The sequence below is a fragment of the Actinophytocola sediminis genome, assembly GCF_054779715.1.
In genome coordinates this window covers 1-21,032 of record NZ_BAAGXS010000071.1, presented here as the reverse complement: position 1 = coordinate 21,032, position 21,032 = coordinate 1, and the positions used below count along the sequence as shown (strand labels likewise).

30 protein-coding genes are annotated in these 21,032 nt (G+C 67.3%); 8 read left to right on the top strand and 22 right to left on the bottom strand.

What is annotated here, in order from left to right; all coding sequences use genetic code 11:
• Window positions 1–12: 12 nt before the first annotated feature.
• The 10 genes from ACYVIP_RS33110 to ACYVIP_RS33065 form a co-directional block, all read right to left on the bottom strand.
• A complete protein-coding gene (locus ACYVIP_RS33110) occupies window positions 13–528 on the bottom strand; it encodes a DUF7426 family protein (protein WP_460403583.1) in 516 nt (171 codons plus the stop codon).
• Window position 529: 1 nt separating this feature from the next.
• Window positions 530–1,048 carry a phage tail tube protein gene (locus ACYVIP_RS33105; protein ID WP_460403581.1) on the bottom strand — a complete coding sequence of 173 codons (519 nt, stop codon included), beginning with the start codon at window positions 1,046–1,048 and terminating at the stop codon, window positions 530–532.
• Between the two features lie 12 nt (window positions 1,049–1,060).
• Entirely contained in the window at window positions 1,061–1,495 is a 435-nt protein-coding gene (locus ACYVIP_RS33100) for a minor capsid protein (protein WP_460403579.1), read from the bottom strand.
• Window positions 1,492–1,842, bottom strand: coding sequence for a hypothetical protein (locus ACYVIP_RS33095; protein ID WP_460403577.1), 351 nt, complete (start codon window positions 1,840–1,842; stop codon window positions 1,492–1,494). The genes ACYVIP_RS33100 and ACYVIP_RS33095 overlap by 4 nt, the downstream gene beginning before the upstream one ends.
• An 18-nt stretch (window positions 1,843–1,860) precedes the next feature.
• On the bottom strand, window positions 1,861–2,190 hold the full coding sequence (locus ACYVIP_RS33090) for a hypothetical protein (RefSeq protein ID WP_460403575.1): 330 nt from the start codon (window positions 2,188–2,190) through the stop codon (window positions 1,861–1,863).
• Between the two features lie 458 nt (window positions 2,191–2,648).
• Window positions 2,649–2,987: a hypothetical protein gene (locus ACYVIP_RS33085; protein WP_460403573.1), complete on the bottom strand. Its 339-nt coding sequence runs from the start codon at window positions 2,985–2,987 to the stop codon at window positions 2,649–2,651.
• A gap of 6 nt (window positions 2,988–2,993) precedes the next feature.
• On the bottom strand, window positions 2,994–3,158 hold the full coding sequence (locus ACYVIP_RS33080) for a hypothetical protein (protein WP_460403571.1): 165 nt from the start codon (window positions 3,156–3,158) through the stop codon (window positions 2,994–2,996).
• 14 nt (window positions 3,159–3,172) lie between these two features.
• The gene (locus ACYVIP_RS33075; protein ID WP_460403569.1) at window positions 3,173–4,153 is read right to left on the bottom strand and encodes an SU10 major capsid protein; all 981 of its coding nucleotides are present in this window, start codon (window positions 4,151–4,153) and stop codon (window positions 3,173–3,175) included.
• A gap of 53 nt (window positions 4,154–4,206) precedes the next feature.
• Window positions 4,207–4,845 (bottom strand): hypothetical protein, encoded by a 639-nt coding sequence (locus ACYVIP_RS33070; protein WP_460403567.1) that lies wholly within the window; start codon window positions 4,843–4,845, stop codon window positions 4,207–4,209.
• A gap of 129 nt (window positions 4,846–4,974) precedes the next feature.
• Complete coding sequence (locus tag ACYVIP_RS33065; RefSeq protein WP_460403565.1) at window positions 4,975–6,429, bottom strand: phage portal protein; 1,455 nt, start codon at window positions 6,427–6,429, stop codon at window positions 4,975–4,977.
• An 86-nt stretch (window positions 6,430–6,515) separates the two neighbouring features.
• Between ACYVIP_RS33065 and ACYVIP_RS33060 the strand changes: the two genes are divergently transcribed.
• Entirely contained in the window at window positions 6,516–6,890 is a 375-nt protein-coding gene (locus ACYVIP_RS33060) for a hypothetical protein (protein WP_460403563.1), read from the top strand.
• Window positions 6,891–7,062: 172 nt separating this feature from the next.
• A complete protein-coding gene (locus tag ACYVIP_RS33055) occupies window positions 7,063–7,545 on the top strand; it encodes a hypothetical protein (RefSeq protein WP_460403561.1) in 483 nt (160 codons plus the stop codon).
• Between the two features lie 203 nt (window positions 7,546–7,748).
• On the opposite strand, the gene ACYVIP_RS33050 is transcribed toward ACYVIP_RS33055, so the two are convergent.
• The 5 genes from ACYVIP_RS33050 to ACYVIP_RS33030 all read right to left on the bottom strand — a co-directional run bounded on the left by ACYVIP_RS33050 (window position 7,749) and on the right by ACYVIP_RS33030 (window position 13,441).
• The gene (locus ACYVIP_RS33050; protein ID WP_460403559.1) at window positions 7,749–9,311 is read right to left on the bottom strand and encodes a terminase large subunit; all 1,563 of its coding nucleotides are present in this window, start codon (window positions 9,309–9,311) and stop codon (window positions 7,749–7,751) included.
• A gap of 109 nt (window positions 9,312–9,420) precedes the next feature.
• Entirely contained in the window at window positions 9,421–9,882 is a 462-nt protein-coding gene (locus ACYVIP_RS33045; RefSeq protein WP_460403557.1) for a phage terminase small subunit P27 family, read from the bottom strand.
• 682 nt (window positions 9,883–10,564) lie between these two features.
• Window positions 10,565–10,888 carry a hypothetical protein gene (locus ACYVIP_RS33040; protein WP_460403555.1) on the bottom strand — a complete coding sequence of 108 codons (324 nt, stop codon included), beginning with the start codon at window positions 10,886–10,888 and terminating at the stop codon, window positions 10,565–10,567.
• A 79-nt stretch (window positions 10,889–10,967) separates the two neighbouring features.
• A complete protein-coding gene (locus tag ACYVIP_RS33035) occupies window positions 10,968–11,705 on the bottom strand; it encodes a hypothetical protein (RefSeq protein ID WP_460403553.1) in 738 nt (245 codons plus the stop codon).
• Window positions 11,706–12,364: 659 nt separating this feature from the next.
• On the bottom strand, window positions 12,365–13,441 hold the full coding sequence (locus tag ACYVIP_RS33030; protein WP_460403551.1) for a DUF932 domain-containing protein: 1,077 nt from the start codon (window positions 13,439–13,441) through the stop codon (window positions 12,365–12,367).
• Between the two features lie 256 nt (window positions 13,442–13,697).
• Between ACYVIP_RS33030 and ACYVIP_RS33025 the strand changes: the two genes are divergently transcribed.
• From ACYVIP_RS33025 to ACYVIP_RS33000, 6 genes are all read left to right on the top strand, one after another.
• Window positions 13,698–13,970, top strand: a complete 273-nt coding sequence (locus ACYVIP_RS33025) for a hypothetical protein (protein ID WP_460403549.1) — start codon at window positions 13,698–13,700, stop codon at window positions 13,968–13,970.
• 183 nt (window positions 13,971–14,153) lie between these two features.
• Window positions 14,154–14,543: a hypothetical protein gene (locus ACYVIP_RS33020; protein WP_460403547.1), complete on the top strand. Its 390-nt coding sequence runs from the start codon at window positions 14,154–14,156 to the stop codon at window positions 14,541–14,543.
• On the top strand, window positions 14,540–14,917 hold the full coding sequence (locus tag ACYVIP_RS33015) for a hypothetical protein (RefSeq protein ID WP_460403545.1): 378 nt from the start codon (window positions 14,540–14,542) through the stop codon (window positions 14,915–14,917). The genes ACYVIP_RS33020 and ACYVIP_RS33015 overlap by 4 nt, the downstream gene beginning before the upstream one ends.
• A 322-nt stretch (window positions 14,918–15,239) precedes the next feature.
• Window positions 15,240–15,695 (top strand): hypothetical protein, encoded by a 456-nt coding sequence (locus ACYVIP_RS33010; RefSeq protein WP_460403543.1) that lies wholly within the window; start codon window positions 15,240–15,242, stop codon window positions 15,693–15,695.
• A gap of 2 nt (window positions 15,696–15,697) precedes the next feature.
• A complete protein-coding gene (locus ACYVIP_RS33005; protein WP_460403541.1) occupies window positions 15,698–16,162 on the top strand; it encodes a hypothetical protein in 465 nt (154 codons plus the stop codon).
• Window positions 16,159–16,461, top strand: coding sequence for a helix-turn-helix domain-containing protein (locus tag ACYVIP_RS33000; protein ID WP_460403539.1), 303 nt, complete (start codon window positions 16,159–16,161; stop codon window positions 16,459–16,461). The genes ACYVIP_RS33005 and ACYVIP_RS33000 overlap by 4 nt, the downstream gene beginning before the upstream one ends.
• Window positions 16,462–16,710: 249 nt before the next feature.
• On the opposite strand, the gene ACYVIP_RS32995 is transcribed toward ACYVIP_RS33000, so the two are convergent.
• From ACYVIP_RS32995 to ACYVIP_RS32965, 7 genes are all read right to left on the bottom strand, one after another.
• Window positions 16,711–17,505 (bottom strand): hypothetical protein, encoded by a 795-nt coding sequence (locus tag ACYVIP_RS32995; protein WP_460403538.1) that lies wholly within the window; start codon window positions 17,503–17,505, stop codon window positions 16,711–16,713.
• Window positions 17,502–17,624 carry a hypothetical protein gene (locus tag ACYVIP_RS32990; protein ID WP_460403536.1) on the bottom strand — a complete coding sequence of 41 codons (123 nt, stop codon included), beginning with the start codon at window positions 17,622–17,624 and terminating at the stop codon, window positions 17,502–17,504. Before ACYVIP_RS32990 ends, ACYVIP_RS32995 begins: the two co-directional genes overlap by 4 nt.
• Window positions 17,621–18,121, bottom strand: a complete 501-nt coding sequence (locus ACYVIP_RS32985) for a hypothetical protein (protein ID WP_460403534.1) — start codon at window positions 18,119–18,121, stop codon at window positions 17,621–17,623. Before ACYVIP_RS32985 ends, ACYVIP_RS32990 begins: the two co-directional genes overlap by 4 nt.
• A gap of 310 nt (window positions 18,122–18,431) precedes the next feature.
• Window positions 18,432–19,787, bottom strand: a complete 1,356-nt coding sequence (locus ACYVIP_RS32980) for a DNA primase family protein (RefSeq protein ID WP_460403532.1) — start codon at window positions 19,785–19,787, stop codon at window positions 18,432–18,434.
• Window positions 19,788–19,858: 71 nt separating this feature from the next.
• A complete protein-coding gene (locus ACYVIP_RS32975) occupies window positions 19,859–20,215 on the bottom strand; it encodes a hypothetical protein (RefSeq protein WP_460403530.1) in 357 nt (118 codons plus the stop codon).
• Entirely contained in the window at window positions 20,215–20,337 is a 123-nt protein-coding gene (locus ACYVIP_RS32970; protein WP_460403692.1) for a hypothetical protein, read from the bottom strand. The genes ACYVIP_RS32975 and ACYVIP_RS32970 overlap by 1 nt, the downstream gene beginning before the upstream one ends.
• Window positions 20,282–20,686, bottom strand: coding sequence for a hypothetical protein (locus ACYVIP_RS32965; RefSeq protein ID WP_460403698.1), 405 nt, complete (start codon window positions 20,684–20,686; stop codon window positions 20,282–20,284). Before ACYVIP_RS32965 ends, ACYVIP_RS32970 begins: the two co-directional genes overlap by 56 nt.
• Window positions 20,687–21,032: the final 346 nt, after the last annotated feature.

The following is a 21,032-nucleotide window of genomic DNA, read 5'->3' as shown; positions in this document are numbered from 1 at the left end:
GGTCGGCCTCGATCAGGTACCAGTGGTCGAGGATCTGCGCCCACGTGTACCCGTCGCCTTCGCCGCCGTGGTGGCCTTGCGGGTGCGGGTCGTACCACTCGCGGAGCCCGGTTGCCGGGTCGATCGGGCCGCCCGACGGCTCGCCCGATTCCCGGCCAGCGCTTCCGGGTCCGGTGCGCCGGCCGCGTTCCAGTACGCCTCTGCCGCGTCGCGTGACACGGCGGCGTCGAGCCAGGCGGTCACGGCGGCCGTCTTCAGCATCGGCCACGGCACCCGATCCGCGATCATGGCGTCGTAGGCCGGGCCGAGCGCATCCCGGTACAGGTCAACCTCACCCGCGTCATCCAGCACCACCGCGTCCAGCTCCTGGCCGGTCTCAGTGGCCTGCGCCAGCTGTGCGGCGACCTCGGCCAAGCGCTGGAACCGCAACCCGGTCTCCGCGTCCACCGGCGGCACGAGGTAGGTCTTTCCCTTGTAGGGCAACGACAGACCAGCGTCGAGCAGGTCACCGAGATCCTTGAACGCCATGTCAGTCCACCTCGCTCACAGACGCGTCGGCGAACGCGGCGGTCGGGGTGGAGCTCGCGGGGTTGGCGATCTCGGTCGCGATGCCCTTGCCGTTGAGGGTGAAGTTAAACGGCTCCAAATCGGTCACCGAACCACCTCGGGTGAACCCGGTCACGTTGGCCATGCCCTGAAACGCGTCCGGCGCTCCGTCGCGGCGATACCAGCGCACGGCGATGGCCGCGCCGATCCCGACGACCCGGCTGGCCTTGCGGATCGCTTCCTGTCCGGGATCAGGCTGGAATGCTTGTGCGTCGGTGCGCTTGCGGCGGCCCTCGGCCTCGATCGACCACGTCCGCTGGGTCACCTCCGAGGAACCCCAGCCGTTGTCGTCGAACGACGCGTCGTCCTCCGAGTTGTCGTCGGTGGACTCGGTGAACGACGTCAGGCCGTTGACCCGGGTCCACTGTGGCTCAGCCGCATCCGACGCGCGGGTGTCGACTTCGAGGAGCCAATCCTTGGCCAGCAACGAACGTAAGGCCATATCGCAGTTCTCCTAGATGTGATGGCGGGTGGGGCGATGCGCCGTGAGGCGGTAGGTGTCGGCGTGCTCGTAGCGGCCGTTGGCGTCGCGGCCCATCGGCGCGGAGACGGTGCGCTCGACCAGGTGCACGACCACGCCGGCGAGGGTGAGGTGGGTAGCGCCGTGCAGTTCCTCGAACACGGCGTCAAGCAGGGCGAGCGCGTCGCGCGGGTCCGGGCCGGCACCGCGTACCCGGACCTGGAGACCGATCAGGCTGTCGGCCTGGTCGACGTCATCGGCAAGGGCATAACAGGACAGCACCACCACGCGCGGCGGCGCGGCTGGCACGAAGCCGATCACGATGCCGGTCTCGTCATCCTGGTACACCCCGCCCGGCCGATACACGCCAACACCAGCAGCGGCCAGGAGCAGCGCGAGCCCGTGCGCCAGATCAGCGGTCCAGCTCACGTCTCGAGGGTTCGCCGGATCTCGGCCTGCGCAAGCCTGGCCACCGTGCCCCGTTCGCTGACCATGGCGGTCTCTAGGAACTTCGGGCCGCCGTCGTCGTGCTGGTAGTCCAGGTTCTCGTGTTGGTACACCGCGTAGTCCGCGTCGAACGTCACGGCCGCGGTCGCGGTGCCCGGTTCCTGGACGGTGCGGGCGCTCGTGTGCAGTGCACCGGTCCGCCGGGGCGCACGGTCGACTGCCACGTCTCGGACGTGCTCGGCACCGGCCGCCACGCCCCGGTCGGCACCGCGCCGGACCTGGCGGGAGACAGTGTCACCGTGCCAGTCGACACGGATTTTCCTAGCCATGGCTGGACCTCCGATTCCTCAGGTAAGGGCGATCTCCAGGTGCGACCACGAGCCGGGATGCTCGTAGTGGCCGGCGGTGATCACGCGGGCGATACGCTCGTGCGAGGTGCCTTGCCAGACGGTGACCTGCGACCCGACCGGCACCGCCGCGTCTGGTCCGGTGTAGACGGTGGTCTCGCTGACGACTTCTTCGCCGCTGGCTGAGACAACGAGGCGTCGGCGATCCTCGACGAACGCCCGGTGAATGGTGGGTTCACCGAACACGTCGCCGTACGGGCCGCTGCCCTCGTATCGGCGCATGGTGACGGTGTGCGGCAGCAGCGCAGTGGGGATCGGGCCAAGTTGCACTTTTCGTCTCCGCAACGACGTTGTAGGTGTTCAGGAACATTGATGCGGAATCGATGGCACGCCAAGCGAGTAGTTCGAGAATCGTCGGTGTGAGTGAACCGAAGCCCGGTACTCGGTGCACCTTCTCCGGACGCTTTCGAGGTAAGGGACGTGATTCAAAGGTTGCCTACGGAACGCTATTACCCCTCCCGGTTCGAGCAGTGGCCTTGTGTAACCGCCCGACTTCGGCTCTGGTACGCCCTACAACCGCGAAGCTATCCGACACTTGGGGGCGAGATGGACGGCAACGACGTCAACCGGCGGCGGCCGGCGTGGGCGGTGAGATTCAGCGTGACCATGCTGACGCTCAACCCGGGTGTGCGGATCTTGTTCCGGTGGCTGACTGGGGCCATAGTGCTGATCACCGTGTGGCGCATCCCAGAGGCGTTGTCATGGCTGCGGTGAGTGCTGCGAGGCGGTCAGGTGGTGCCGATGCTGAACGTCTGGTTCTTGCCGACCGCCCGGCGCAACCGGTGCCGTTGCTCGCGGGTGAGCGCGGCACCGGCCGTGCCGGTGGTGTAGGTGGTCGAGAACGAACCGAGGCTGGTCGACGCCGCCCCGCCCGGAGCCGGCACGGCGGCCACGCCCAGCTCGACGGCCACCCCGGTCACGCCGGGCAGGGCAGGGTCGGACAGGACACCGATCTCGCCTTCCAACACCGTGACCACCCAGGCGTGGATCGCGGCGGCCTGCTCGTCGGTGACGGTGCGGCCGGACAGCGCGGTGAGCGTGGCCGCGGTGAACAGGATCGGTGCCACGTCCGGTCAGTCCTGTTCGGACTTTCCAGCCTCGCGGATTCCCAGCTCGGCGGGGAGCTTGCGCAGGACGGCGATGGTCTTCTGGTCGGTGACGTCGACCTGGCCGTCCTCGAATTTGACGCCGATGTCGTGAATCCACAGCTCGGGATGCGTCTCGCACACAAACTTCATGGAGTGCTCTCCGATCAGGGGGTGGCGGTGAGGTTGGTGATCTTGCCGTGGGAACGTTCGTTGCCGTACCGCAAGCCGACCTCGCCGTAGATCTGGAATCGGTCGCTTGCGCCGGTCTTGGCCAGTGGCTCGGCAAACAGGAACCCCCGACCGGGGACGCGCAGGAACACCGGGGCCAGCTCGTCCAACGAGGAGACCGCGATCTGGTCGGCGGGCATGTAGCGGTTGAGCATGATGTTCAGCAGACCGAAGTCGGTCTCGATCGTCTGGAGGTTGACCCCCGCGACGTTGCGGGTGCGTTCCTCGTAGCCCTTGTCGGTGATGAAGATCTTGGTCAGCTTGCGCTTCTGCACCGCACCACAGATCAACGTCGCCGTCTCGGAAACGGTGATCCCGCCGTTGGTCCACACCATCTGCAGCAGGTCCAAGATCATGGTCTCAGTGAGCGCGGCCGGGTTGGCGCTGGTGATCACATTCGTTGCGATGGCCTGCAACAGACCCCGGGTACGGCGCGGGGTTGCGTTGTCGGCCGGCTGGGCGTACGTGCCGGAGATGAAGGTCTGCTCGATGTCGCGGGCGATCTGCTCCACTGCCCGCTGGGACTGCCAGGTCAATTCGTCCCCGACCGGGTTCGTCCCGGTCACCCCGGCCGAGGTGGGCACCGCCGACCCGGTGGCGGCGAACTGGCCGGTCGCGGCCTGGCGGGTGTAGGAGATGGACAGCGCCTCCTGGTGGATCTCCACCACGTTGAACGCGTTGAGCCTCGTGCGGGCCTCGGGCGGCGGGGCGTCCGCCCCCTCCAACCGCTGCCGGGTGGCATCCGGTGCCCGCAGGTCGTAGGTCTGCCAGGTGAAGATCACAGAGTCCGTCGACTGGCCTCCCGTCAGCCCGCCGATCGCGGACAACAGCGGCGTGTCGGTCGGGGTCAACCCGAACAGCTCGCCCAGGTAGTTGGGGGTGTTGAAACTGGTGATCATCCCGGTAATGCCGGGCATCGCGTCTCCTCAAGGGCTGGAGACGACGCCAAACAACCGCCAGAGCAACCAGGTCAGCGGTTACCGCCGAGCATGTTCGCGGTCTTGAGCCGCAGCGCCTCACGGTGATCCCCGCGCTTCTCCGCGTCGCGAATCTGCTCGGCGACCGTCGCGGTCCCGCGTGACCCCTGGGCGGGGTCCGGGCTCGGCCCCCGCCGCTTCTCCGCGCTGGGCGCGGCGAGGTGCGGGCGCTCGGTGAGCACTGCCGCGACGTCCTCGGCGATGGCCGTGGTGTCGATCTCGCCGTCCTCGCCGACGTACTTCGTCTTGTCGTCGAGGTAGCGGGGAGCGTCGGCGGGGTTGGCCCATCCGAGAGCAGCGGCGCGGATCTCCGCGTTGACCGCGGCGGTGATCGCGGTCTGGGCGCGGGCCTCGGCCTGGCTCGCCCGGTCGGTGGCCTGCTCGGCCTCGGTGCGGTTGGCGGCCTCGGTCTGGTCCCACTTCTTGGCCTTGTCCGCGTTGGTCTTGGCGCGGGTCTCCCACTTGCGGGCCTGCCCCTGAAGCTGCTCGTACAGCTTCTGGTAGTCCGGTGTGGATTCCTCAGGCTGAGGCTGTGGATCGGTCGCGGGAGGCTGCGTACCGGGCTCGGCCGGAGCCGGCGCGGGCTGGTTGTCGGTGGGGCCAGTGTTGGCGTCGTCGATGGGGTTGGTCATGGGTGTGCTCCCGTGCGGGATCGCCGGACGCCGTGCGGCATCCGGGTGTGGATGGGTGAATGCGCCGTGCGGCGCGGATGGACGCAGCCCCCCGTGGTGCCGTGCGGCGCGGGGGCTGTGGTCTGTGGATCAGGCGGCGGCCGGCTGAGGCTGCACCGGCCCACCAGCGGGCGCGGGTGCGGGTGCGTCAGACTGGGTCGGGGCGGGTGGCGTCGGGACCGGCTGCGGCGGTGTCTGCCGTTGCGCTTGTTCGGCGGCTTCGCGGTCTTCGGCTTCCATGTCCGCGATCTGCGGGCCGGTGTACCCGAGCGTGCGGCGAGCCATCCGGCGTGGAACGAGCTTGTCGGCCTGGTAGAGCTTGACCACCGCGTCGGCCTTCTGCGCGAACGTCGGGGTCGCGGGGTCGGCCCACACGGTTTCCATCCACCGCGACGAGCGCGGCACCTCGCCGTCGCGCACGAGTAGCGCGAGGCGCATGACCCGTTCCCAGGCTTGCTCGAAGCCGCGGATCCGGCGTTCGGCCCGTTTCACGTGTCGGGCCTCGGCGGCACGGATGCCGTCCGCGCTGGCCGGGTTGTCGCTGGAGTAGCCGAGATTGTGCAAAGGCTGACCGGACACCGTGGACACCATGACCGCGAGCGCCCGCAGCGTCTCGTGGAAGTTGCGTAGGTCGGCCTCGGGGAACTGGCCGACCTCGACCCCGTCGTCCTTCTTGTTCTTGATGGTGGACCAGATCTTGCCCGCGATGGTCTGCCACGGGCTGACCTTGTTGCCTGCCGCGTCGGTGAAGTCGTCCTCGTCGAACCCCAGCGCCCACCTCCTCGGCATCGCGTGGAATTCCGCACTGACCATCATGTCCGTGGCGATCTTGCACGCGGCGTCGGACAGCGGGATCACGTCGGTCAACTCCGACGTGCCCAGCGGTGCCCAGAGCTGGGGGCGGTTGACGATCGGCACCACGGGAACCTCGCCCAGGCCGTGCTCGTCGCGGGTGATCTCGCGCCACCCGGTGCCATCGGCGGCGTAGGTGACGGTGACGTCGGGGAGGTAGAGGGTCTGGAAGTAGCGGATCGTGTCGTCCAGCTGCCGGTCGGTCCATGCCTTGCGGGCGGCTACGACCCGGCGGGTGGCCGGGTCCAGTTCGGCGTGTACCTCCAGCGGCGACTCCACCGTGATGATCGGAAAGTCCGCGTCGGCCGGGTTGGGGTTAGCGCCCACGATCACGTACGCGCGTTTGCCCACCATCGAGGTCACATGGGCCTGCTGGTAGCCGGCGTCCAGATCGTTGTACTGCCAGATGTGATCCAGGTCCTCGTCGATGGCCGACTGCCCACCAATCCGGAACCCATCCAGGTCGATCCGCTCCTCCAGCGCGTCGACCACCTGACGCGGCCAGTTGATCACCAACTGACGCACCCGATCATCCAGCGTCGTCAGCAGTTCGGGGTGCAGGTACGACAACGGCTGCTGACCCTCGTAGTAGTTCAACAACCGCCACAACTCCGGCACCTCGTAGTTATGCGCGTTCGTCAACCGTGTCAGCCACTGCCGGTCCACCAGGGACAGCTCATCACCGACCGCCACCAGGACACCCCCGACTCCTGCCGTAACGCCACCTGCGCAGCGGGCGATACCTAGCCATGCCTGTCTGGTTACAGATCTCCCTGCCCGTGTTCACCGCGCTCCTCGGCAGCGGGCTAACACTGGCCGTCCAGCGCATCAACAAGCGCCTGGACAGGAAGCAGGAACAGAAGGACGCCGCAGAAGCCGAAGCTGCGCGACGACCATCGTTCGCGATACACCGAGGCGAGAATGCGATCTTCTACCTGGTCAACAAAGGTGACGCCGATGCAACCGGAATACGACTCGACCTCAACGGATATCCCGACGGGTTCCTCCGATACATACCCGACGGCATAGACCTGCCGGTCAACGAGGAGCACAAGTTCATGATCTTGAAAGTCTGGAACGCTCCGCAGTTGTCACACTTCTTCGTGTCGTGCGATCAACTCAACAATCCCTCGAAGGTGTACGTCCCCAATTAACGAATCACCATTCGCCCGCTGCGCGCGTGCTTCTGCGCGAGTTCACGCCAGCGGGTGACCGCCATCGCGGCGGTAGGGACGGCGTCGATGCGCTTGCCCACGGCCGTTGCGATCGGGCTTGTCGAGGCGGAGCTTGTTCCTGACCGGTGGACCGGGCTTCTACGCTTCGGTCATGGCTGAGCAGGACAAGGACACGTACGAGGCGAAGTGGGAGCTGATCAACGCGGAACTGAGCGCACGGCTGCTCCGTCAGGACCAGGTGCTCGGTCGGATCGAGGCCAAGGCGAGTGCGGTCGGCGCTCTCGCTCTCGTCGCGGCACCGGTCTTGGCCGCTAACGACCCGTTCAGGACGGGATGGTCCACCTTGCTGGCTCTGCTGGCGTACGTGTTCTACGGGGCGACCGCGGTTTGTTCGTTGGTCGTGAACCGTGTCGCTCGCGGCTCAGACATCGACGGTGCCGAACTTGAGAGGCACGCCCGTGACCTGGAGAAGAGCACGGGTCACGTCCTGCAACAGTTGATCGTCAGCAAGGCCGCTGCCTACCGGGACAACAACGAGGGTGCCGAGGGCCGGGCGCGCGTCTGGCTCGTTTCACTGGTGATGCTCTCGGCGGGTTTCGCATGCACGGTGGCGTGCATCCTGTTAACTGGGTGACATGAGCGACGATCAAGGCGGGACCACCCCACCACCTCAGGCTTCCGCTGGACCAAGCAGCGAGGTGCCAAAGCCGCCACCGGCCGACCCCAAGGTGTGGCCGGAAGCGATCATGGTCGACAACGAATTCAAAGGCAGCACCCCACCAGGCGAGGGCTTTATCATCAGGGACAGCGTCCCCCGAGGCGATACTCACCTCTAACTCATCGCACCACCATGCGCCCCTGCCGCGCATGCTTGACCGCTAGCTCGCGCCAGCGGGTGACCGCCATCGCGGCCGTTGGCACTGCATCGATGCGCTTGCCCACGGCATTGCGGTCGGGCTTGTCGGGTCGGAGCTGGTCGGCGTCGCCGGGTGGGTGGCGGACCTCGACCGCGTCGAAGCACCACTCGGCGACCGGGTTGGCGTGGTGCGCCCAGCCCCGGGACTTGGTGAGAGCCATGAGTTCGGTCATGCCGTAGGTCATGCCCCGGAACGTCTGCGGGATCGGCACCATGTCCAACCTGGTGCGCTTCTGGATCGCCTGCCGGGCTGGCTCGCCGGACCACTCGTCGTAGCCGGCGGCCATCACCCGGAACGCCTTGCAGTCCGTGGTGATGTCGGCGTAGATCACGTCGTAGTCGATGACGTCCCCTGGGGTGACGGTGATCCAGCCGGCGTCGGCCCACTGCGACACCCGCCCGTTGGTGCGCTTGTCCAGGAACGCGACGGCGGCCTCGGGAAGCCAGAATCGCCACAGCATCGACGCGGCCCCGTCGTCCAGGCCGTCCGGGACGATCAGCGCCCACGCGGTCATGTCCAGCTTCGCGGCCAGGTCCAGGCCGGCGTAGGCGCGGCGACCGGCCAACTCGCCGCGCAGCCACTCGGATGAGAATGCGGGGGTGCCGGTGCAGCGCCGGTAGAGGTGCATCGGCATCCAGCGGTGGGCTTGCTGGACCCACTGGTTGAGCCGGTACTGACGGAACGCGTTCTCTTTGGACGGGTCGTTTTGGGCCTCGGCGGCTTCCTGCCGTAGGGAGCGTACGGACAGGAAGTCGCCGAGAGCTGGGTTGGCCAACTGCCAGTTCGTCTCGTCCCACGGGTCGGCGTCTTCGGGGACGTTGCGGATGTAGGCGAACCGGTGCTTGGCGCGGTCGGGGTCGTCGAGGATGCGGACGCACTCGTCGTGCTCGGATCGGGCGAAGCTGGCGGGGTCGTCGCCGGCCGTGGTCGCCGCGACGATCAGTGGTTGGGCGCGGGTGCCCATGCCGGTGCGCATCGCGTCCCACAGCGAGCTGTCCCGTTGGGTCAGGACTTCGTCGAAGATCACCCCGGACGGGTTGTGCCCGAGGTTGCCGGCCGCGTCGGCGGCCACGACCTCGTAGTAGGAGCCTGTGGACTCGTCGATGATCCGCTTGATGTGGTCCTTGACCACCAGCCGCGCCGACAACACCGGGGACAGCCGCACCATCCGCGCGGCGACGTCGAACACCTTGCTCGCCTGTGCCCGGTCGATCGCGCAGCCGTAGATCTCCGCGCCCTCCACCCCGTCTGCGACGAGGAGGTAGAGCGCGATGAACGCCAGCAGTTCGGACTTGCCGTTCTTGCGGGCAACCTCGATCCAGGCGATCTGGAACTGCCGGACGTAGGACTCCCACTCGGGATCCCAGACCACCGTGCCGAACAGCGGCTCGATGATGTCGCAGCGCTGCCAGGTCGCGAGGATGAACGGGCGACGTGCCCACTTGTCCTTGGTGTGCCGACACAACTCATGGCAGAACGCCACGGCGTGCTCGGCTCGCGGCCGGCAGAAGTGATCCCCGCGCTTGCGGCAGGTCCGGTCGTCGAGGGTGTACCCGCAGACCGGCGGACGCGAAGTGCGCGCGGGTGGCCGGCTACGAGAGGAGCCGCTCGGCACCCCGGCCCTTGCCACCGGTACCGGGCGCGTCGATCTTCAGCTGGCTACGGTCCGAGGGCGTGAGCCCGAACCGGGCGCCGAAGTGCGCGAAGGAGGTCTCGGCCTCGCGCAGCACCACCAGTGCCGGGTTCTTGGTCAGCCCGTTCGGCCCCTGCACCAGCAACGCCGAGCCGTTCACCAGACGGGTCGCCTGGCGGTACCGTGCCAGCGCCTCACAGGCCATCCAGAACGCGTCCACATCCCACGCGGTGAGCACCCCGCACGCGATCAGGCTCGGCGCGAGGCGCTCCCACACCTGGCGAGCGTCCGGCGAGATCTCCTCCGGCGGGACGATCTCTCCCTCGGGTGGGACCGGCTCCTGGTCGTTGATCCGGTCCTTCCGATCACCGTGCAGGACACGCAGGGCAGTCGGCTTGGGTGCTGGTCCACGCTTGCCCATCGTCACCCCCTGTGGGATTCGCCAGCGGCTGTGACTGTTGACGAGCAGAGCGCCTAGCTAATGCTCAAGCAAACCGGGGTGAGATTTCTCGCCGCAACCTCGGCTTGTCACTCGGATTGACCCAATTGAGCATCCGTCGACAAGCGGCACAAAGCCTGCGGAAGTTCCGCCAATCTGTGCGTATAAAACGTCTTGCGCCTCGGCGCGTCGTAGCAGGCGCTACGTAACTCGTTACGTCGTAACGCGTTACGACGTAACGAGTTACATCTAAGATCACAATCCGCACTGCGGATGGGCGCGATATCCCCGATAGCCATCGAGCGCGCATAAGGTGGCTCGTGACCTGAAGGGAGGTGAGAAATGGCGACACGCAGGAGGCGGAGAGGGTCCGGTGGCGGGCCGCAACCCGCCACCGAACTTCTACTCCTGGCCGTCCTGATGATCGACAAGCTGTCCGAACTGTATCGCCAGACTGGCCTTATCTGACGGCATGAGAACCCCGGGATCCGCCTGTGGAAGTCCTCGGGCGGATCCCGGTCATGTCGCCGTATGTCACTGTACTTCCCGGGCGGGTCAGGTGCCGGAGCTGCGGCCCCGTCGCCCGCTGGCGGCGCGGCGGCCGAACGCGCGAGCAACGCCACGGGCCATCCGGCCAAGAGCACGGCGCATGCTTCCTCCCTCCTTAGTCGTCGTCCATGGGAATGCCGAGCACGCGGGCTACGGCGTAGCCGTCGAGGTATTTGTCGCCGATCGCGAACAGTTTCGCCCGGGTCAGGAAGCGTTCCTTGTCCTCGCGGGTCTTGAAGCAGAGGACGGACCAGTATTCGGAGTCGGTGGCGAGGAGGAACCGCTGTTCCTCCCGCTTGGCCCGGTCACGGAACGCCTGCTGGACGGCGTTGAGTTCGGCTCTGGCGTCGGTCTCCAGGTCGCCGGTGTAGTCCACCTCGGCGAGCGGGTCCGGCTCCGGTTCGGCGTTGAGCACCGCGAGGAGGTCCTCGTCGGACATGTCTCCTGCCGGTGCGGCCTGGGCGGAGAGCTGTGCGAGAAGGTCAGCGTTCGGGTCGCCTGTGGGATCACTGGTGGGATCAGAGTTGGGCACGGAACAGCTCCAGGTCGGCGAGCGGGAACCATTCCAAGATCCGCTCGTAGTCGCGGGGTCGGTGCTTCTTGATCGGGGCGAGGAACCGCAGGTCGAGGCCGTCGAAGCTGCGGCCGAACCACTCGTACTCCGGCGGCAGCGGGCACGAGTGCTTGGCCAGGGCCTCGCGGACGTGGCGGATGCGCCAATCCCACACCGGGGACACCTTCCGCACGCTCTCCCGCCACGGACCACGCGCCTTCATCGCCGTCCGCCGGTTGGGCGAGTCCGCGGCACGTACCCCGTCCGCGGTCCAGATCTGGTCCGGATCCAGGTCGAACACCTGCTCGCACAGCAGCCGGGAGATATCGGTGTACTCCGGCTCCGGCAGCTGGGCCGCCTCGAGAACCCGGATCCTCTCCGGCGGCTGGAACATCAGCACGTTCAACCACCGGTACAGGCTCGGGTGCGGCAGCTGCGGAATCCGGGTGCCGAAGAACCGCTCGTAGGTGGCCAGCGACTCGTCCACGAACTCCAGGCCGGGGATCAGGTACAGGTGGAACGGCCGCACCTCCACCTCGGCGTCGCGCAGCGCCAGCCACGCGGCCAGGCTGTCCTTGCCCCGGGAGAAGGCCAGCTGCACCGGTTGCCCGTCGCGGGCGAGCTGGGCACGGACCTCGGTCGAGGGCATCGCCCCGTCGATCACGATCGGCGCGGTCTGATCAGCCGCCGGGTTGATGGCCACCAGGCGTCACCCCTGTCCGCGTCCGGGCCGATTCGAAACTTGTCGGCACCCCCACGAGCCTGCTAGCACTCACCTGGGCTAGGCCGGGGGGAGGGTCCACCCCCTGGGCGCAGCTCAACCGGATTCTACTGTCCACTGTGGTCAATTGATGGTCCATTGTGGTCTCTTGTGTGTCTACTGTGGTCATCGGCCTTCGCCTCTGGTCGCGGGTGTGCGGGCGGTGGCCCGGTTGTGGCAGGCCATACACAGCCCTCGACCCCTACTCGGGTCGTCCGGGTCCAGCTCGCACGCGACCAGCTGACGGCGGGTGAGCGGCCAGTGGTCAGCGACGGTCGACGGCGCGGCGCACGGCTGACCGCGGTGCGACGGGCAACCTTGGTCGGGGCACTGGCACACTGGGTGCCGGTCGAGCACGCCGGCACGGAACACCCGGTGTCCTGGGGTCTTGTAGCCCTGCTGGTCGAGCTGCACCCGGGCGGCATGCTCCCGGTCATGCCCTCGACACCGACCCGACCGGCTCACCCCGGGATCACCACACCCCGGGGTGGTGCAGGCAGGAACGGCACGGAACGGCACCGGGCAGACCTCCAGGGGCAGACAGGCCAGTACCCCCACCCCGGGAACGAGGCAGGGGTACGGCCGGACGGGTCCGGCAGGGCTCACTTAGCGGCCACGATGTCCCGACACAGGTTGAAGGTGTCCAGCTTGAGCCCGTCGTAGGCTCCCCCGAACGAGCGGGTGGCCCTGGTCTTGGTGATCTCGGCGGCGTCCTCAGTGCCGGTCACCGGGATCTCCCAGTCCAGATACTCCACAATGGACTGGTAGCCGGCCCAGACGGTGCCCCGGATGTTCTCCTGCGTGTCGGCCGACTTGAACAGCCCTTGCAGGGTGTCCCACTGGTCGGTTTGCGGCTTGCGCCACTCTGTGGTCGGTCCGGTGAACTTCTCCGGCCAGACGGCCTTGACCAGCTCGTCGAACTTCCGGGCGGCCATCTTGGTCTTGATCATGTTCTCGGCCTCGGCCTTGAACACCTTCGACCAGTCGAAAGTCAGCTTCAAAGCCTCTTTGGCCTCTTCGATCCGACCGGAGATCCCCGGGGTGTGCCGGAACGTGTAGTTGCTCTTGGTGCTCCCCAGAGCGGCACGCTCGGTGTTGGCGCACACCACCCGGACCGGGGTGGTGATCACCTGGAGCTTGCGGCGGCCCGTGTGCGAGTTCAACCCGGCCAGGTACAGCTCCACGTCATCGACCCCACCGACCTTGATTCCCTCCGGCAGCTTGAGAGTCATGAACACGTCCTCGCCGTCGCGCAGGCTCCCGGCGGTCTCGAACACGGCCCCGGACTGCTCAACGATGGCGGTCAGGAACTCCGCCAGCTCCTCGTTCTGCACCGGGGTGTAGTCCTCCCCGACCACCCCGAGCACCTGAACCTCACCCGAGAGCGGCACGGTCCGAAGGGTCGAGTACCACCCCGGAGCCTCCGCCAGCGTCGCCGTGTCGTACTCGGTCACCACCAGGTCGGTGCTGCCCCGGTCCGGGTCGGCCGGCACCGGGCACTTCTGGGTGTGCTTGGCCCCGGTAGCCCTCCGACACTCCAAGCACCGGCCAGACGGGATCACGGCAGCGATCCCCAGCGACTTACGGACATTCCAGCCCCCCAGAGCTGCCTTGTCCATGATCTCAGCGGCAGTCATCAGCCCCGGAGCGACATAGCCCAACTGGTGCCAACCAGGCACCCGGGCACTGGCGAATGCGGTTCGGCCATCGGCCAACTCTTCCAACTCATGTCCCACGACGGTTGCTCCCTTGCTGTTTGTCTTGCGGTTTTACACCTCCATTATCGACTAGATGACCATCTAGTGTTACTAGTTTTAATTGTGACCTGTATCATAATGTCTGAATATTGACTAGAGGATCCTCTAGTTCGGTAGATTCGGCGACATCCCACCCGGCTCCAGTCACAGGGAGACATGGTTAATGTCGGATCGAATCATGACGGTTCAGGATGCCTGTCACTTGGCGGACATCATCCGTGCCGCGCAAGGCAACCAGCCGGTAGCTCGGCTGCTCAATGGCGACACGGTGTATGGAACGGCGCGGAACATCTGCGACCGGAACGGTCACTTCGGGCAGAACACGGACGACGTGCGGGACCTCTTTCTTCGTGTGCGGTCGCGGACCGGTCTCATGCACTTCTGGAAGGTCGGCGTTCTCATGGATGAGCTACCCGAGGGCATTTTCGCCGTCAATTTCCCGCAGCCCTGATCGATTCCCGTGAGGCACGTGCGGGGCGTGCCTGGCGGAAGTCGATCAGGGAGAGGAACGAGATGTCGAATGAATAGGAAACTGATTCAGTACGCCAACAGACGGCCGGGGGCCTGCGAGGTGTGTTCGCGGGAGATCCCGGTCGGTGGAGGCGTCGTCACGAAGGTCCTCGGCGGTTGGCGGTTGACCCACCGGCCGAAGCGGTGGGTCGGCTCGCCCGTCAGCGGCGGGTGGGTCGACGGGTGCCCGTCAGGTGACGTCGTCGCGGAACTCCGGGCTGTGGAAAGCGGCGAAGCGCCATCCGGCTCCGTCGTCGCCAAGGTCACCGGCCAGAACAGCCTGCACAGCCCGGGAGGCGTCACCGACTTCGAAGCCGAGACTCGACTGCGGGTCGCGCGTCTGCACAGCGGTGCGGCCGTGAGCAAAGCCCGCGTGGGTCACCCGGACTCGTGGGTGGACTTCACCGCGCCCGAGGTGGTGGCCCTGTCCCACATGACTGTTCGCGAGCTGATCGCTGACACCAACGCGGCAGCCCTGCTGGTGGAGATCGCCGATGAGGAGGGCTGGTCGTGACCGGCTCCAAGGACCCTGCGGAAGACTTGACGGTCCGCTGGTGGCCCACGGCCCGATCGGTCCGGCACGCGCGGGCGTTGCTCGCGGCCGAGCCGGCTGCTGACCTCGCCGTGGTCCCGATGTACCAGCCGGACAAGCAGTACGGCATCTGGTTCGTCGGGCAGCCCGTATTCACCGTGCCGGGAGTGGTGTTCATCGCGGTGAACAGCTTCGAGCCGGCAGACGGCGTCCCCAGCTTGTCGTGGGCGCGCAACGCCGCCAGCGACATCGCTCGGTGCTGGCTCCGGATCGACGGCCGAGTCGGCACCGTGGCCTACGCCGTCATCGAGCCGGACAACGTGGCCGTGTTTGAGGAATACGGAGACCTGCCATGACGGCCGGATGCGGTTGTGCGTGCACCTCCGGCGGTTTCTGTGGGGGTTGTGGTCACGCCGGGTGCGGTCGCCGGCAACGCGGCCGACCGGTCGCCCCGGCCCGTCCGGTCCGCCTGGAGAACGCCCTTGTAGCACTCGACGCCGAGGAGATGCGGGTCTGGTTGTCCGAGCACGATCGCACGGACTTGCGGTTTACCCACGCCGTTGTGGACCAGTTGATGCTCGCGGCTCTTGTGTCCATCAGGGACGGTCACCCGGACCCTGCCGGGTTGGCAACCGCCGTCCTCGCCGTCGCCCAGGACCACTTTCCGAGATGGTTCGCATGACCAAGCTGATCTGTACGACCTGCAACCGCACACTCGACATCCACATGAGTGCACAGGGCGCAACTTATCTGCACACCGCCCAAGACCCCGATGACCACCCGGTCGTGCCCAGGCCAGCCCCGCCGGACTGGGCCGGCGGCCGATGCGACTTCTGCAACGACGAGTCGCCCACCTTCGTGTTGCCCGTCCGCGACTTCGTCGCACCTAACGTGCCCGGCGACGTGACTGGCTGGGACTACAGCCAAGGTGGCTGGGCGGCCTGCACCAGGTGCGCCCCGCTCATCGACGCCAACCGGTGGAACGCACTGGAACGCCGCTGGGCCGCCGCCTTCCAACAGCACCACGGCATCCCGCCATCAGCGGACGCCGCAACCGCTACCCGAGCACTGCTCCGCACGCTCCGCACGAACATCAGCGGCTCACTCACACCGATCAACCGAGGAGAGACCTGATCATGACCAAGCCCGACCCCGTTGAGGAGACCTGGCTGTTCGCCGGAACACGCATCGGTCGAAGTGGCAAGCGCATCCACGCCTGGCTACCCCTGCCCAACGACGATCTCGACAACGAGTTGTACTTCGGTCCGACCGGTCGCCCGGCGGTGGGCAGCGAGTACACAGTCAAGGTGACCCGACATCAGGAAGGTGAGACTGCCCGTATAACCCTGCACGGGAATCCGGTCTACCAACGCCAGCACGACGACGAGGAGCTACGCGCCCGAGTCGAGGCCCGCCACCGGGCCGCCGAGACCACACTTCGCCGGGACCAGATGGAACGCTCGGACAAGCGGGCCTCCGCGCTGGAGGAGACGCTCGAACCACTGGTCAAGATCTCCAGCGAGCTACGCGCAACCGACCGTGACGCCTTCCTCGCCTATGTCATCCGCAAGATCACCCGGCCCTGGCACGGCTCACGATGACCTCGGCTGAGCACGAACTGACACCGTTGGACAAACTCGCGGCGGACGATGGCACGATCCTGGGTGTCGTTGATCCAGCCGAGGGGAGCCCGTCAGTGCGCCGAGACCCGGAGATTCCACGCTTGATCGGGATGACCGAAGCCGCCGAGATCCTCGGGGTCGTCCGTCAACGGGTTTGGCAACTGATCGACGAGGACAAGCTGCCGGCCGTCAAGGTCGGCAACGTCGGCATCGTCCTGCGCGAACAGGTGGTTCTGGAGTACAGGGCTCTGATGGATCGGGAACGTCAGGCCAAATGAGCGCAATGCGTTGTGGAACCTCGTCTGGGCGCGGCGCAGCTCACCTGGGGAGTGGGGAGCTGCGCCGCGCATTGGTCCGCGCGTTGGGGGGACGCGCGGAGATCACGGTTGTCGTGTGTGGATAGGTGGATACGCAAAGAGCCCGATCTCACATGCGTGGAGATCGGGCTCTTGTCGTTGGTTAGACTACCCCAGATTTCAAGCTCTACTGTTGCATGCAGGTCAGGGGGCGTCAAGTCGGGCAGCCGGTCATGCGACGTGTCGGCGTTTGAGGTGGTCGGTGACGAGGTCGACGACGTCGCCGAAGCGGTACAGGGCGCGCCCGAACCGGTCGGTGGCGCGGGTGGGGATGCGTCGTCTGGACAGCCAGGACCGCCAGGTGCCGGGTGGGATGACGTGGTCCAGGAGTAGTCGTGCCCAGCCGAGCGCGACCGGCGCGATGAGGAGCATGTCCCGGGCGCGGTCGGTCATCCACTCTCGACGCTCAGCCACGTCGTGTCCGGCGCGGCACACGGGGCAGACGACGAGACCGGCCCCGGCGTGCGCGTACAGGTGGCCTGGGCATGGCCCTTCCTCAGTGGGTGCGCCGCAAGGTCCGCTGTAGACGCGGTCGGGACGGCGGTCGACGCGGTGGCGGATCTGGTCGGCCAAGCCGGTGAGGTCGGCGTGCAGTTCGTCGGCAGCCGGGTGCATCGCGAGCAGGTTCGGCCACCGGGTCAGCCATACGGCCGCGTCCGTGGTGGTGCCGGCGGGTGGGCGCAGGTGTGTGTTCTGCTCGTGCACGTCCCGTGCCCAGGTGGTGATTGTGGTCGCCGCCGAGCTGGCCAACGCACTGGCCTCAGGGCGGAACGGCAATGGGATGCTGGTGCGGCGGCTGGCCGCGCCAGGGGCGACGAGCGTGTCCTGGCGGCTGAGCGTGATGTCCAGCTCGGCCAGCAGGTCCGGCAGTTCGCGGAGCGCGCCGACCAGCTCGGCCACGCAGCCTGCGCAAAGGAAGTCCGCGGTGGGCCGCCCGCAGCTGGTCACACAGGTTCGGTCGGTCATGCCAGCCACCCCACCCACACGACCGCGAACACCAGCAGGGCGACCGCGCCGAGCAGGCACACCGCGATGTAGATCCGCTCAGCGGGCGACGTGGTGGTTCGGTCTCGACGGGCGTTCATGCTGCCGTCCGGGTTCCGTAGCCCGCGCGGTGCAGCAGCTGGACCAGGTGGGTGAGCGCGAGCCGAACCGGCGCGTTCCGCACGGGGTCGGCGGTCGGCAACCCGTTCTGCCCGGTCAGCAACGCGGTCAGGCCACCCAACGGCAGGTACGCCCACCACAGGCCGGGGCTGGCCTTGCCTGCGCGGCGGTGGATGACGATGCCGTAGTCGGCGGCGGCCGCGACCGCCTGATCGGCTGCCTGCCGCATGGCGGTGGCCAGCTTCTCCCCGGTCAGCTCGGGGGTGGATTTGACCTGCCAGCACAGGCCAGGGGTGTTGCGGATGTCCCCGGTGTCGGGGCTGGATCGGTCTGCTGTGGACCATCCGGGGGCTTGTTCACGTTCGGCGGTGGGCCAGCCGGTGAACCGTAGGTAGCGGGCGAGGTCGCGTTCGGTGGCGATCCCCCGTGCCCGGTTCGCCCGGCCGATCTCAGAACGGCTCCGCGTCAGATGTGGCACCCCCTCAGCGGGTACAGGCCGACGACGCCGCGGCCGGGGTGGGGTGGCTGATTCCGGCCGCACATCTGGCCCGTGGCGGGCCGGGCGGCGCGGCCGGGCCGGGCGGCCCCGGCGGGCCGAATAGGGGCCGCGCGGGCCACATGTGCGGGCGGGTGCGCGTATTCCGTAGGTTGCATGGTGGTCAGTCCTTCCATCATGTATGTCCTAAGTGGAGGAAGTGAACCTTGTGAACCTTGTGCTTGTTCCCCGCGCGCACACACATACATGGCGGCTTAACCGGATGAAGGTTCACAAGGTTCACTCCTGCTGGTCAGAGCAGTCCTGCCGCCTCGTCCTCGTCAGCCGCTAACCCGATCCCGACGTACTGGTAGGCGCCACCGCTGCCGCGCTTGCGCTCGAATCGATCGCCCATGCGCTTGCCGAACTCGTTCTGCGTCATCGGCTGTTGACCGCTACGCATCGCCCACATCGCCCACGTCTCGAACAGCGCCTTGGCCTTCACTTTGATCATGGGTCCGGTGACGCACTCCTCGGTGATGAACTGGGAGAGCGGGTCGGACTCGCTGCGGTAGGTCTCTGTCCGCTCCAGAACGGCCGCTGGCGGGTTCATGCCCTGCCCGAGGTAGTCGAGCCATCCCCGGTAGACCCAGGCGAGCACGGCGGGTAGGTGTGCCTTGAGCTTCTCGGGCAGCTTCACGTCCGGGGTGGTGACGGTGACGTCGAACGGCACCACCGACAGCCGCCGCCACAGCGCCCGGTCGTCTGCGGACACCTGTGGGGTGTGGTTGGTGATGTAGATGAGTGTGTGTGACGGGGCGAACTCGAACGTGTTCTCCCGCATACGATTCGCGCGGATCGTGTCGCCCCCGGTGAGACGTTTCACGGTGGCTGCGGCGAGCACCTCGCCCTCGTTCGTTTCGGAGGTCACGACGAGCCGGGCGCCGTGCAGGTCTGCCAGATAGGTCGCGTGCCGGTCCTGCTTGGTGCGCATGATCAGCCTGGGGTCGACGGTGATGCCGTAATTGCCGAACGCCGCCAGTACCGCGTCCACACACACCGACTTGCCGTTGCCGCCGGTGCCGGTGAGGATCGGCAGTGTGTGCTCCCGTACCCGGCCCAGCATGGCGACCCCGAACACCCGTGCGAGGTAGGCACGCACCTGTTCGTCGGGCTGGACGGCTTCCAGGAAGCCGTCCCAGAGCTCGGACACCGCGTCGGGTTCGATGATCGTGCCAGCGCACTGGGTGATCGTGTCGGCCGGGTCGTGCGGCCGGATCTCACCAGTCTCCAGGTCAAGGGTGCCGTTGCGCCCGTTGAACAGCTCGGGGCGTGCGTTGGTGCCCTCCGCTGAGACGGTCATCGGCCGCATGTACTTCGCGAGGTCGAGCACTCCGGTCACACCACCGGCCGACTCGCATTTCCGCACATCCGCCAAGAGCCGGTCCCGCTCCTCCTTGGCCAGTTCCACCGATTCGTGCCGCAGGTCCTTCAACAGCTTCACCACCGCCCGGCGGGCCTCTCCGTCGCGGTCCTCGACCCAGTGGGTGCCCCACCAGGTGTGCCAGCCGACGCCGTGCACGAACAATAACCGGCGCGCGTAGGCGGCAACGAACCTTTCCGCGATCCGCAACTGACCGGTGTGCATCTCGCGTGGGAACGGCACCACCGCGGTGCCTCGTCGAACGTCCCCAGGCTCCGGATCCTCGCCGGCCGGTGTTTCTCCCCTGTGCCCTGCCCTCACACTGCCGTCCTCTCCACACAACGTCCACACCGGATCGACGGCATGTTCCAGTCCTCGTCGAGGAACGGGTGGACCATCTCCACCGCCGTGCCGCATCGGGCGCAGGACAGGACGGAGACAAGCCGGCGACGCCGTTCCAGCTCCGCGTACGTAAGGTGATTCCAGCGACCGCGTAACGCGGAGATGTCCCATGAGGACTCGCGTGACTGTCGGCGGGTGTCCCACTCCATCCACTCGGCGAGCAGCTCGGCCACGTGCGGCGACCGGTTGAGCAACCGCCACGACCCCGCGTCGGCTGCCAGCCGCTGGTATGCGACGCGGGGAAGCGTGACGGTGTCGGCCTGGTCGACCACTACTCGACCTCCCGATGCACCAGGCCCCACCGCATCCGTTCCAGGCTGGCCAGGTCGGGCTCGGGGTCAGCGCGGCCGGTCTTCTCCAGCCACACCTGATACGGCGTCGCCCATGGCGACAGCCCGCACACCGCCGCCACCTCCGAACCCCCGAGCCCGCCGAGGCGGGTCTGTAACCACGTCTCCCACGAGGCCGAGGCGGGCACGATCACCGAAGGGGGACGTGACGGGGTTCTGCTCGTCGATGCTCACAACCTTGTCCAGTTCGGGGTCCAGTTCGGGATGGTCACGCTTCACAATGGACAGTCGAGGCTGGCAGTCGTTCTCGGACGCCTCGCGGGACATCCGGGACAGCTGGCTGATCAACGCGGCCTCGGTCGGTGACAGCTCGACGTGCAGCATGGTCACGTCGTGACACCCGACCAGGAAGATCCTGTACTCGGCCACGCCGCCACCCTGGATCACGATCACGATACGAACCTCCGACCCGAGGTGCCCCGGGGCGGGTTCTCCGCGAACCACTCGTGCGCGTTGTGCAGCGCGACAGAGTACGCGCGGGTCTTGGGCCGAGCGCTGGCGATCGGCCCGCGCAGACGTTCCGGCAGCCGCGCCCAGCACGCCGGGCAGGCATGCGCGCGGCCAACCCGCCGATCACAACCACCGAGACAGATCCGGGAACGAGGCACGGTCACACCTCCCCATGCTCAACCGGCCGCGCCGCCTGGTCCTCGGCCGGCGCGGCCGGCGCGGGCACCTCCGGGGCGACCTCACCGCCGCCGTCGCCATCGAGGTAGTCGGCGACCAACTCGGCCTCATC

What these genes read in the sequence shown, in the direction of transcription:
- ACYVIP_RS33110 (WP_460403583.1), bottom strand. Translation starts at nt 528, where the DNA reads ATGGCGTTCAAGGATCTCGGTGACCTGCTCGACGCTGGTCTGTCGTTG.
- ACYVIP_RS33105 (WP_460403581.1), bottom strand. Translation starts at nt 1,048, where the DNA reads ATGGCCTTACGTTCGTTGCTGGCCAAGGATTGGCTCCTCGAAGTCGAC.
- ACYVIP_RS33095 (WP_460403577.1), bottom strand. Translation starts at nt 1,842, where the DNA reads ATGGCTAGGAAAATCCGTGTCGACTGGCACGGTGACACTGTCTCCCGC.
- ACYVIP_RS33080 (WP_460403571.1), bottom strand. Translation starts at nt 3,158, where the DNA reads ATGAAGTTTGTGTGCGAGACGCATCCCGAGCTGTGGATTCACGACATC.
- ACYVIP_RS33075 (WP_460403569.1), bottom strand. Translation starts at nt 4,153, where the DNA reads ATGCCCGGCATTACCGGGATGATCACCAGTTTCAACACCCCCAACTAC.
- ACYVIP_RS33070 (WP_460403567.1), bottom strand. Translation starts at nt 4,845, where the DNA reads ATGACCAACCCCATCGACGACGCCAACACTGGCCCCACCGACAACCAG.
- ACYVIP_RS33055 (WP_460403561.1), top strand. Translation starts at nt 7,063, where the DNA reads ATGGCTGAGCAGGACAAGGACACGTACGAGGCGAAGTGGGAGCTGATC.
- ACYVIP_RS33045 (WP_460403557.1), bottom strand. Translation starts at nt 9,882, where the DNA reads ATGGGCAAGCGTGGACCAGCACCCAAGCCGACTGCCCTGCGTGTCCTG.
- ACYVIP_RS33040 (WP_460403555.1), bottom strand. Translation starts at nt 10,888, where the DNA reads ATGTCCGACGAGGACCTCCTCGCGGTGCTCAACGCCGAACCGGAGCCG.
- ACYVIP_RS33025 (WP_460403549.1), top strand. Translation starts at nt 13,698, where the DNA reads ATGACGGTTCAGGATGCCTGTCACTTGGCGGACATCATCCGTGCCGCG.
- ACYVIP_RS33010 (WP_460403543.1), top strand. Translation starts at nt 15,240, where the DNA reads ATGACCAAGCTGATCTGTACGACCTGCAACCGCACACTCGACATCCAC.
- ACYVIP_RS33005 (WP_460403541.1), top strand. Translation starts at nt 15,698, where the DNA reads ATGACCAAGCCCGACCCCGTTGAGGAGACCTGGCTGTTCGCCGGAACA.
- ACYVIP_RS33000 (WP_460403539.1), top strand. Translation starts at nt 16,159, where the DNA reads ATGACCTCGGCTGAGCACGAACTGACACCGTTGGACAAACTCGCGGCG.
- ACYVIP_RS32995 (WP_460403538.1), bottom strand. Translation starts at nt 17,505, where the DNA reads ATGACCGACCGAACCTGTGTGACCAGCTGCGGGCGGCCCACCGCGGAC.
- ACYVIP_RS32990 (WP_460403536.1), bottom strand. Translation starts at nt 17,624, where the DNA reads ATGAACGCCCGTCGAGACCGAACCACCACGTCGCCCGCTGAGCGGATC.